The following is a 10000-nucleotide window of genomic DNA, read 5'->3' on the forward strand; positions in this document are numbered from 1 at the left end:
TCACGGACGCGCAGGGTAATGCGATTTCGTGGTCGTCGGCCGGTCACATGGGCTTCAAGGGTTCGCGTAAATCGACCCCTTACGCGGCTCAGGTTGCCGCTGAAGACGCCGGCAAGAAGGCGATCGAGCACGGTGTGAAGACGCTGGAAGTCAGCGTCGCCGGTCCGGGTTCGGGCCGTGAGTCGGCTCTGCGCGCGCTGCAAGCCGTCGGCTTCACGATCACCACCATCCGTGACGTGACCCCGATCCCGCACAACGGCTGCCGTCCGCCGAAGCGTCGTCGCGTTTAATACCGATTTCTACCCCTTTTCCGTTGCCCTCGGCGTGAAGCTGAGGGCAACCTTTCTCGTCTGAGGGACGCAATGATCGAAAGAAACTGGCAGCAGCTTATTCGTCCCGAGAAGCCCCAAATCGAGTCCGGTCAGGATTCCCAGCGCAAGATGCGTCTTGTCGCGGAACCCCTGGAACGCGGCTTTGGCGTGACGCTCGGCAATGCTCTGCGCCGCGTACTCCTGTCCTCCCTGCAAGGGGCGGCGGTGACGGCGGTACAAATCGACGGCGTTGTTCACGAATTCTCCTCCATCGAGGGTGTTCGTGAGGACGTGGTCGATATCATCCTCAATATCAAACAACTGGCGCTGCGTATGCACGCCGAAGGCCCCAAGCGCATGGTTCTGCGCGCGTCGTCGGCTGGTCCGGTGACCGCGGGCATGATCGACGTCCCGTCGGACATCGAAGTGCTGAACCCCGACCACGTCATCTGCACGCTGGACGAAGGCGCTTCGGTGCGTATGGAGTTCACGGTTCAGACCGGTAAGGGCTACGTCCCCGCCGACCGTCTGCGCCCGGAAGACGCGCCGATCGGCCTGATCGCCGTTGACGCCCTCTATTCGCCGGTCAAGAAGGTGGCTTACCGCGTCGAGCCGACCCGTCAGGGTCAGTCGCTCGATTACGACAAGCTGGTGCTCGACGTTGAAACCAATGCGGCGGTGACGCCGGTGGACGCCGTGGCCTATGCCGCGCGCATCCTTCAGGATCAGCTTCAGATCTTCATCACCTTTGAAGAGCCGAAGCCGGCCATCGTCGAAGAAGGCAAGCCTGAGCTGCCGTTCAACCCGGCCCTTCTCAAGAAGGTCGATGAACTGGAACTCAGCGTCCGTTCGGCGAACTGCTTGAAGAACGACAACATCGTCTATATCGGCGACCTGATCCAGAAGACGGAATCGGAAATGCTCCGTACCCCGAACTTCGGCCGCAAGTCGCTGAACGAAATCAAGGAAGTCCTGCAATCTATGGGTCTGTCACTCGGCATGGATGTGCCGAACTGGCCGCCGGAGAATGTTGAGGACCTCGCCAAGAAGTTCGAAGATCAAATCTAAACACCTCACATCACGATCTCGCTACGCGATATCGAGATGTGGTTATCAAGATGGTGAAAGCCAGGCTCGGGACGGCCCGTCGCCTGGCTTTCGCTTTTTATAGAAGGTGAATTTCACGAAATTCACGTTCGACTTACCGGGAAAGACCAAAACCTTGTCCCGGTAATTTCCAAAGGACGCATCGTCCGGCGGACGTTCGGAGCGGGCAGGGGTCATGCAGACCTTCTGGCCTTGAGCTTCGGGCCTGTTTTTGGGGCCATGCTAGCCGAAAGTAGCGGCGTGGTCTTATGGAGAATTATTATGCGTCACGGTTCCGGTTACCGTAAACTCGGTCGTACCACCTCGCACCGCATCGCCATGTTTGCCAACATGTCGGCCTCGCTGATTAAGCACGAGCAGATCGTCACCACCCTGCCGAAGGCCAAGGAACTGCGTCCCTTCGTCGAAAAGCTGGTCACGCTGGCCAAGTCGGGCACCCTGCACGACCGTCGTATCGCCATCTCTCGCGTCCGTGACGTGACGCAGGTTGGCAAGCTGTTCGACGTGCTGGCCAAGCGCTATGCCGACCGCAACGGCGGCTATATCCGCATCATGAAGGCCGGTTTCCGTCACGGCGATAACGCCGCCATGGCCGTCATCGAATTCGTCGATCGCGACGAGTCGGCCAAGGGTCAGGATTCGGGCCCGGTCTTCACCGCCGACGCGGGCGAAGAATAGGTCAAACGGCACACAGCCCTTTGAATACAGGCCTCCGGAGCGATCCGGAGGCCTTTTTTACGTTCGATCAACCTCTGTTAACGCGCCTGTGAACGATTGAGGCGCAACTGTGACTGTCTTAGCGCCACTTTATTCCCTATCGTTCAGATGCAGATTTCGTCTGAGCGTGGCTTAGAGCGATATGTCGAAAAATGTGAGCGGTTTTCGACAAAAATATCGCGACAAAACAAAAATTTAGAGCGGGATGATGTTTCCATTTAAAATTATCCCGCTCTAGAGACGAAATTGGCAGACGTTCCCAAAGCCCAACAGGAGGTTTACATGCTGAGTGATACCCGGACCACTGATGTCGGCGGCGCGCTCGCCCTGTCCGAAGCGATGACGGAATACGCCTACCCCGACCAGACCGAACCGAGCCATGCGCCGGAAGTCTTCGATCAGCCCGTGCTCGATGCCCGTCGCGCCTGCGATTGAGGCCTCCGCCTTTCTGAACACAGGCCTCCGGTTCTGCCGGGGGCCTTTTTGTTGCGCATAGGCCTCTTGTCATCGACCTGTCATGCCCGCTAGTTACCTATGAAAGCAGATGTGTGAAAGGCGTTGACGATGCGAACTCTGTGGCGGTTGTGGCTTTGCGGTTTGGCCGCGCTTATCCTGTCGGCCTGCGCCAGTGTGCCGTTGCAAACGCCGACCCCGCGCCACACCCTGATCCTGATTTCGATTGATGGCTGGCGCGCCGACTATCACACGCGCGGCCTGACGCCCAATCTAAAGTATCTGGCCGACAATGGGGCGACCGGCCCGATGCGCCCCAGCTTTCCGTCCCTGACCTTCCCCAACCACTACACGCTGGTGACGGGCAAACGGCCGGACCACCACGGCATTGTCGGCAACACCATGCGCGACCCGCAACGCCCCGGTGTGACCTTCAGGCTATCGGACCGCGAGCAGGTAACCGACGGCTTCTGGTGGAACGACGCCGAGCCCTTCTGGGTGACGGCGAATCGTCAGGGCGTGAAGGTGGCCACGATGTTCTGGCCCGGCTCGGAGGCCGAAATCCACGGGGCGCGGCCCTATAAATACGCCGCTTTTGAAGATCATCTGCCGCCCACTACGGTGGTTGATCGCGGTCTGGCCTGGTTCGATGTACCTGAGGCCGAGCGTCCGCAGGCCCTGACCCTCTATTTCAGCGACGTTGATCATGCGGGGCACGACTTTGGTCCCGACAGCCCGGAGGTCGCCGCCTCGCTGAAAGCAGTGGACGAGGGGATTGGCCACCTGATCGCCGGTCTCAAGGCGCGTGGCCTGTGGGGCAAGGTCAATATCGTCATCGTCGGCGACCACGGCATGACGCAGCACAAGCCGGAAACCTTTATCAAGGTGGCGGACCTGCTGCCACCCAACAGCGCGACGGTCTCTGGCGGTCAGGCGGCCGGTTTCACCCCCAATGTGGGTCAGGAAAAGATCGTCGAAGCCGCGCTGTTGAAACCGCACGCCCATATGCAGTGCTGGCGCAAACAGGACATCCCGGCGCGCTTCCATTACGGCACGCACCGCCGCGTGCCGCCGATCGTCTGCCTCGCCAATCCGGGCAGCTACATCGTCGCTCCCTCGCGCGACGACTGGATGCCGAAGCCACAGGGCGGCAGCCACGGTTATGATCCCTATAATCCGGAGATGTTTACGCGCCTGATCGTCTTCGGTCCCGATATCCGGCCGGGCGTGACGCTGAAGACCTTTGACAATGTCGATGTCTATCCGCTGATCATGCGTCTGATGCACCTGAAGCCGCAGCCGTCGGACGGCCATTTGCGCGATGTGGCCCCTGCCCTCAGATAGGTGCGGGATGACGCGCAATGGATTTCACAGAATAACTCATAAAAAACAATCTGTTGATCGAACAAAATGCCGCGTCGAAATCGCAGGCCGCACTAGCCAAGCGTAGCGAATTGACCTATGTAGGTCCGCTGTTTTATTTCGTCTGCAAGGCTGGAACGTGAGCGGAATCCCCGAACTGTCGCGCCCTCACAAGGCGGCGGTCCCGTTTATCTTTGTCACCATCTGCCTCGATATCGTGGCGTTGGGGCTGATTATTCCCGTGACACCCGCCCTGATCGCGGACTTTGTCGGTGATGTCTCGGCCGCCGGTTACTGGGTGGGGCTGTTCGGCTCGCTGTGGGGCGTGATGCAGTTCATCTCCTCACCGATCGTTGGTGCGCTGTCGGACCGTTTCGGGCGTCGGCCCATTGTGCTTTTGTCGAACTTCGGTCTGGGCTTTGACTACCTGCTGATGGCCATGGCGCCGGGGCTGGGCTGGCTGCTGCTGGGGCGGCTGATCAACGGCATCACCTCGGCCAGTATTTCCACTGCCTATGCTTACATTTCCGATGTCACCCAGCCGGAAAACCGTGCCAAATATTTCGGCATGATGGGGGCCGCCTTTGGTCTGGGCTTTGTTCTGGGGCCGCTGCTGGGCGGCGTGCTGGGCGATGTCGATCCGCGCCTGCCGTTTTACGTCGCGGCGGGCTTAAGCCTGCTGAACTTCTGCTACGGCCTGTTTGTCCTGCCCGAATCGCTACCACCGGAAAACCGCAAGCCCTTCTCGCTGCGCACCGCCAATCCACTGGGCGCGCTGGCCTTCCTCAGCCGGAATGCGGATGTTTTGCGCCTGTCTCTGGTCAATCTGACGGTCAATTTCGCGCATCAGGTCCTGCCGACGACCTTCGTCCTTTATGCCGCCCTGCGCTTCGGCTGGGGCCCCAAGGAGGTGGGCTGGACGCTGGCGGCGGTGGGCGTGTGCAGCGCCATCGTGCAGGCGGGTCTGACCGGGCGCGTGGTGCGCGCCATCGGCGAAAAGAAAGCCATGCTGGTGGGCTTGAGTTTCGGCGTCATCGGTTTTCTCGGCTACGGCCTTGCCCCCACCTGGCAGGCCTATGTCATCTTTATCCCCCTGATGAGCCTGTGGGGGCTGACCGGTCCGGCGGCGCAGGCCCTGATGACCTCAAAGGTCGCGCCGCAGGAACAGGGCACCCTGCAAGGGGCCAATATGAGCCTGATGTCGGCGGCGGGCATCTTCGCGCCCCTGACCTTCGGCGCGGTGTTTGCCGTGGCCTCGACCCACGGGCCGGTGACCGCCGGCGCGCCCTTTGTGCTGGCGGCCGCCATTCTGGGCATCGCCCTGCTGATCGCCGCCGGCGTCAAGGCCGCCATTCGCCACAACGGCAACGGCGCGCCGCCGTCCGGCCCCGTACACTGACCGAGGCGACATGGGGGGCGTGAAAGCACATCTCAAACCGGGGGTGATGTTCATCTTCATCACCGTCTGTCTCGACATGATGGCGCTGGGGCTGGCCATACCGGTCCTGCCGCGCCTGATTGAAACCTTTGTCGGCTCGGTGACGGCGGCAAGCTGGTGGAGCGGGGTGTTTAACTCCCTATGGGGCTTCACGCAGTTCGTCTGCTCGCCCATACTGGGGTCGCTGTCCGACCGCTTCGGCCGCCGCCCCATCATCCTGATGTCCAATCTGGGGCTGGCGCTCGACTATCTGATCATGGCGCTGAGCGGCAATCTGATGTGGCTTCTGATCGGGCGGCTGCTCAATGGCGTCACCTCGTCCTCGATCACCACGGCCTATGCCTATATCAGCGACATTTCCGAGCCGGACGAACGCGCGCAGATGTACGGCTATATCGGTGCGGCCTTTGGCGTCGGCTTCGTCATGGGCCCGGCGCTGGGCGGGATGCTGGGCCATATCGACCTGAGACTGCCCTTCTGGGTGGCGGGCGGCTTAAGCCTGCTCAATGCCCTCTACGGCGCGCTGGTCCTGCCGGAATCGCTCGATAAGGATCACCGCAAGCCGTTCAGCCTGAAGAACGCCAATCCCATCGGCTCAATCCTCTTCCTGTGGCAGGCCAAAAGCGTCATGCGCCTGGCCCTGATCAGCATGGTGTCGAACTTCGCCCACCACGTCATCCCGGCGACCTTTGTGCTGTATGCCAGCTACCGTCTGGGCTGGGGCGGGCGCGAGGTCGGTCTGGCCATGGCCTATTATGCCGTGTGGGCGGTGATCGTGCAGGGCGGGCTGACCGGTATGGTCGTCAAACGCATTGGCGAAAAGGCGACTCTGGTTATCGGCCTTTTGTGCGGCGTCGTGGGCTTTATGAGCTATGGCTACAATACCGACTGGCGCGTATTTCTGATCACCATTCCGATCATGAGCTGCTGGGGCATGACCAATGCCGCCCTGCAATCGCTGATGACCACGCGCGTGGGGGCGGGCGATCAGGGCCTGCTGCAAGGGGCGGTCAACAGCCTGATGTCGCTGTCGGGGATTATTGCGCCGTTTGTCTTCGGCTATATCCTGTCGGTGATGACGCGACCGGGGGTGGATAAGGTGTGGTCTGGGGCGGCCTTCTTCTCGGCGGCTGTGGTGCTTCTCGTGGCCTTCCTGATGGCGCTGGGCGTGCGCGATCGCTCAAAGGACGAACCGGTGCCGACCACAGCCAAGCCCGTGCACCACGACCACGAACCGCTGTTCTGAGGGTTTAGCCACCAAAAACACGAAAAGCACGAACGCCAGACCCCTGCCTTTCGCCCGCAGGGCCTTTGCCCGGTTTGCGGCACGCGCCTCCCAAAGGCGCTTCGCGCTGTCGGTAAAAACCGTGTTTGTGCTTTTCGTGTTTTCGTGGCCAAACCTTGCGGCCTTGAAGTCGCCATTTTGGTTTTTACATTAGTCCCTATGACGATAAGAGCCAAAGAGATCACCATGACCTTGAAATCCGCCCTGCTGGTGTCCGTTTGCGCCGTGCTGGCCGCCTGTTCACCGGGGGAGGGCAAGTCGCAGGACTATCAGGGCTTCAATCAGGCCCCGGCCCCGGCGACGCGCAAGGTGCCGGGCGATGCCGGTGCCATGAAGTCGTCCTTCTCGCCCGTGGTCAAGCAGACGGCGCCTGCCGTGGTCAATGTCTATGCGCGCCGCGTAACCCGTCAGCAGGTCGATCCCTTCTGGCAGTTGTTTGGCGGCGGCGTGCCGCAGGCCCGCGTCGAGCAGTCGCTGGGGTCCGGCGTCATCGTGCGCGCCGACGGCATTGTGGTCACCAACAACCACGTGGTGCAGGGCGGTCAGGAATTCATGGTTGTGCTCAATGACCGCCGCGAATTCCCGGCCAAGGTGCTGCTGGCCGATGAGCGCAGCGATCTGGCCATCCTCAAGCTCGACACCACCGGGCAGAAATTCCCGACCATCAGTCTTCAGGAAGGCCACGACCTTGAGGTCGGTGATCTGGTGCTGGCTATCGGCAACCCGTTCGGCGTGGGGCAGACCGTCACCAACGGCATTATCTCGGCGCTGGACCGCACCGATGTGGGGCAGGGCGAGGGGGCCTTCATCCAGACCGACGCCGCCATCAATCCCGGCAATTCCGGCGGGGCGCTGGTCGATATGGACGGCCGCCTGATCGGCATTAATTCGTTCATCCTGTCGCGCTCAGGCTCCTCAGCGGGCGTCGGTTTCGCCATCCCGGCGGCGATGGTGCGCCGCGCGGTCGATACGGCGCTGGGCGGTAAATCGACGCTGGTGCGGCCGTGGCTGGGGGCCAAGGGCGATGGCATGACCACCGAAATCGCCCGCTCACTGGGCCTGTCGCGTCCGGATGGTATCCTCGTCTCCGACGTCTATCCCGGCGGTCCGGCGGACAAGGCAGGGCTGAAGACCGGCGACGTCATCCTTGGCATCAATGGCGAGGCGGTCAACGACCCCAAGGCGCTGAACTATCGCGTCGGCCTGCTCAATCCCAATGACGCGGCGGCGCTGAAGGTGCTGCGCGCGGGCAAGGAGCTGAGCCTGACGGCCCGCGTGTCTCCGCCCAGCGGCGCGCCGAAGGATCAGCGCGCCCTCAGCGGCAACTTCCCGTTGAATGGGGCGACCGTCGTCAATCTGTCGCCGGCCGTCGCCGATGAGATCGGGCTCGATCCGTTTGTGGCGTCGAAGGGCGTGATGATCTATGCCCTGTCCGGGCGTTCCTACGCGGCGGCAGCGGGGTTCCGGCCAGGCGATATCGTCAGGGAGGTCAATGGGCAGGCCATCACCTCGACGGCGCAACTGGAGTCGGTGATGAAGTCGGCGCGCCGCTTCACCATCACCATCAGCCGCGGCGGTCAGAATATTACCGCTCAATTTTGATGAACCGCCGCCCTTGCGACAGTGAGGGCGGCGATCAGTCCCGCTTCGCCAGTTCGGCCCGCAGCGCGCGGTTATCCTCAATCAGCGCCTCGACCAGTCCGATGAGCCGCGCCACGTCCTGTTCGCGCAGCAGGTCCATCTTTTCATGCAGGCCGCAGATGTCTTCTTCGGCCTTGATATTGACGTGGTAGTCGGCGTCGGCCTTCTGACGGTCCACCTCGGCCTGGCGGTTTTGCGACATCATGATGATGGGCGCGGTGAAGGCCGCCTGAAACGACAGAACCAGATTGAGCAGGATAAACGGATACGGGTCCCAGCCGCGCATCCACGCCACGCTGTTGACCGCGATCCAGCCAAACAGCAGCACCGACTGAATGATGATAAAGCGCCACGATCCGACGATGGCGGCGATGCCGTCGGCTGCCTTGGCCCCCAGATTGCGCAGGTCTTCGGCGCGGTGCGGCGGCAGCGGGACGGGGCTCATATCTTCTCGCTGATCTTGATGGCCAGCTTGCAGCCGCCCTTGATCACCGCCGACAGCAACGGATAGAAGGGGGCTTCGTGCGCCCCTTCTTCGATGGCGTGGTCGTGGTGGCGCAGTTCATCGTCGCGGAACTGCGTCAGTTCGGCGGCCAGTTCCGGGTCGCGCGCCTGAGTCTCGGCGATCTGCTCAGCATAGTGTTCCGAGATAACGCTTTCGACCGCCTCGGTGCAGGCGTGGGCGGCCTTTTCGCCCAGCAATGCCGTCGCAGCCCCCAGACCCAGCGCCGCCATGCGCCACACCGGCGTCATTACGGTCGGGCGGACCTGATGGTCGCGCATCAGGGTTTCAAAGCGGTCGAGGTGCACCTGCTCCTCGCCCTCCATGCGCTTGAGATCGTCGCTTAAGCCTGCGTGCGGTGTGGCGGCAAACACGGCGGCCTGCGCGCGATAGATATGCACGGCCGCCAGTTCACCGGCGTGATCGACGCGCAAAATCTCGTGCAGGCGGCGCTGACGCTCGCCCGCGCCGGGCTTGGGAGGGGTTTGGCGGAGCGCGGCTTCGGTCATGTTCAGGCCTCTCAGGCGTTGCCTGCCTGCCGCTGGGACAGGCGGTAATAGAGTTGCAGGCGCAGGGACGCGATCAGGCTGAGGATCGCCAGCGCGCCGGAAATGATGGCGTTCCACCCTGCCATACTCAGGCCCAGAAAGCGCCACGCCACAATGTCGCACTGCGGGGCCTTGAACTTGCCTCCGGACAGCATGGCGGCGATGGAATCAATCGACACCTCGTCCGACACGCCGGTGCAGGTGGCCGGCAGCGCCCACCACTTTTCTTCGCCACCCATGTGGAAGATGGCGATGGCGCAGCCCGTGGCGAAGATGGCAAACAGCACAAAGGAAAAGACGCGCGGCGGGCCCTTGGCCCCTGTAAATACCGCCCATACCGTGGCCGCCAGCGACACGCCGACGGCGATCCAGTAGATGTCGCGCTGCTTCAGGCACAGATGACAGGGATTGAGATTGCCAAAGGTCTGAAAGGCGTGCGCCGCGCCCAGAAGACACAGGGCGCTGATCAGGGCAATAACCGACCACCAGCGGCTAAAAAACAGCACAGCTTTCATCACAATCGGTCACCTCTGGTTACGCAAAGCCTTCATACCTTAAATGCTTCGCACGACCGGGGCAATCGGCTGTGTGAGGGGTTTATAGCGGAATGATTTCTATAATCATTCCGCTCAAGCC

11 protein-coding genes are annotated in these 10000 nt (G+C 61.9%); 8 read left to right on the forward strand and 3 right to left on the reverse strand.

The window, feature by feature from the left end; translation table 11 throughout:
- The 8 genes from rpsK to LDL37_RS08115 form a co-directional block, all read left to right on the forward strand.
- On the forward strand, positions 1-290 hold a 290-nt coding region (gene rpsK / locus LDL37_RS08080; protein ID WP_290796501.1), incomplete at its 5' end, for a 30S ribosomal protein S11.
- Between the two features lie 72 nt (positions 291-362).
- Positions 363-1379: a DNA-directed RNA polymerase subunit alpha gene (locus LDL37_RS08085; protein WP_013478482.1), complete on the forward strand. Its 1017-nt coding sequence runs from the start codon at positions 363-365 to the stop codon at positions 1377-1379.
- A gap of 300 nt (positions 1380-1679) precedes the next feature.
- Positions 1680-2096 carry a 50S ribosomal protein L17 gene (rplQ, locus tag LDL37_RS08090; RefSeq protein ID WP_272740523.1) on the forward strand — a complete coding sequence of 139 codons (417 nt, stop codon included), beginning with the start codon at positions 1680-1682 and terminating at the stop codon, positions 2094-2096.
- A gap of 321 nt (positions 2097-2417) precedes the next feature.
- Complete coding sequence (locus LDL37_RS08095; protein WP_290796507.1) at positions 2418-2570, forward strand: hypothetical protein; 153 nt, start codon at positions 2418-2420, stop codon at positions 2568-2570.
- Positions 2571-2699: 129 nt separating this feature from the next.
- Entirely contained in the window at positions 2700-3932 is a 1233-nt protein-coding gene (locus tag LDL37_RS08100; protein WP_290796510.1) for an ectonucleotide pyrophosphatase/phosphodiesterase, read from the forward strand.
- A gap of 157 nt (positions 3933-4089) precedes the next feature.
- Entirely contained in the window at positions 4090-5349 is a 1260-nt protein-coding gene (locus tag LDL37_RS08105) for a TCR/Tet family MFS transporter (RefSeq protein WP_290796512.1), read from the forward strand.
- A gap of 10 nt (positions 5350-5359) precedes the next feature.
- The gene (locus LDL37_RS08110; RefSeq protein ID WP_290796515.1) at positions 5360-6634 is read left to right on the forward strand and encodes a TCR/Tet family MFS transporter; all 1275 of its coding nucleotides are present in this window, start codon (positions 5360-5362) and stop codon (positions 6632-6634) included.
- 225 nt (positions 6635-6859) lie between these two features.
- A complete protein-coding gene (locus LDL37_RS08115) occupies positions 6860-8275 on the forward strand; it encodes a Do family serine endopeptidase (RefSeq protein ID WP_290796518.1) in 1416 nt (471 codons plus the stop codon).
- A gap of 34 nt (positions 8276-8309) precedes the next feature.
- On the opposite strand, the gene LDL37_RS08120 is transcribed toward LDL37_RS08115, so the two are convergent.
- The 3 genes from LDL37_RS08120 to LDL37_RS08130 are packed head-to-tail and all read right to left on the reverse strand — an operon-like array spanning position 8310 to position 9879.
- Complete coding sequence (locus LDL37_RS08120) at positions 8310-8759, reverse strand: DUF1003 domain-containing protein (RefSeq protein ID WP_290796521.1); 450 nt, start codon at positions 8757-8759, stop codon at positions 8310-8312.
- On the reverse strand, positions 8756-9325 hold the full coding sequence (locus LDL37_RS08125) for a demethoxyubiquinone hydroxylase family protein (RefSeq protein ID WP_290796524.1): 570 nt from the start codon (positions 9323-9325) through the stop codon (positions 8756-8758). The genes LDL37_RS08120 and LDL37_RS08125 overlap by 4 nt, the downstream gene beginning before the upstream one ends.
- Positions 9326-9336: 11 nt before the next feature.
- A complete protein-coding gene (locus LDL37_RS08130) occupies positions 9337-9879 on the reverse strand; it encodes a disulfide bond formation protein B (protein WP_290796527.1) in 543 nt (180 codons plus the stop codon).
- Between the last annotated feature and the right edge of the window lie 121 nt (positions 9880-10000).

This window comes from Asticcacaulis sp. (assembly GCF_020217185.1).
Classification (GTDB): Bacteria; Pseudomonadota; Alphaproteobacteria; order Caulobacterales; family Caulobacteraceae; genus Asticcacaulis.

Excerpts from the sequence above, each read along its gene's own strand:
- LDL37_RS08085 (WP_013478482.1), top strand. The coding sequence starts at position 363 with ATGATCGAAAGAAACTGGCAGCAGCTTATTCGTCCCGAGAAGCCCCAA.
- rplQ (WP_272740523.1), top strand. The coding sequence starts at position 1,680 with ATGCGTCACGGTTCCGGTTACCGTAAACTCGGTCGTACCACCTCGCAC.
- LDL37_RS08095 (WP_290796507.1), top strand. The coding sequence starts at position 2,418 with ATGCTGAGTGATACCCGGACCACTGATGTCGGCGGCGCGCTCGCCCTG.
- LDL37_RS08100 (WP_290796510.1), top strand. The coding sequence starts at position 2,700 with ATGCGAACTCTGTGGCGGTTGTGGCTTTGCGGTTTGGCCGCGCTTATC.
- LDL37_RS08110 (WP_290796515.1), top strand. The coding sequence starts at position 5,360 with ATGGGGGGCGTGAAAGCACATCTCAAACCGGGGGTGATGTTCATCTTC.
- LDL37_RS08115 (WP_290796518.1), top strand. The coding sequence starts at position 6,860 with ATGACCTTGAAATCCGCCCTGCTGGTGTCCGTTTGCGCCGTGCTGGCC.
- LDL37_RS08120 (WP_290796521.1), bottom strand. The coding sequence starts at position 8,759 with ATGAGCCCCGTCCCGCTGCCGCCGCACCGCGCCGAAGACCTGCGCAAT.
- LDL37_RS08125 (WP_290796524.1), bottom strand. The coding sequence starts at position 9,325 with ATGACCGAAGCCGCGCTCCGCCAAACCCCTCCCAAGCCCGGCGCGGGC.
- LDL37_RS08130 (WP_290796527.1), bottom strand. The coding sequence starts at position 9,879 with ATGAAAGCTGTGCTGTTTTTTAGCCGCTGGTGGTCGGTTATTGCCCTG.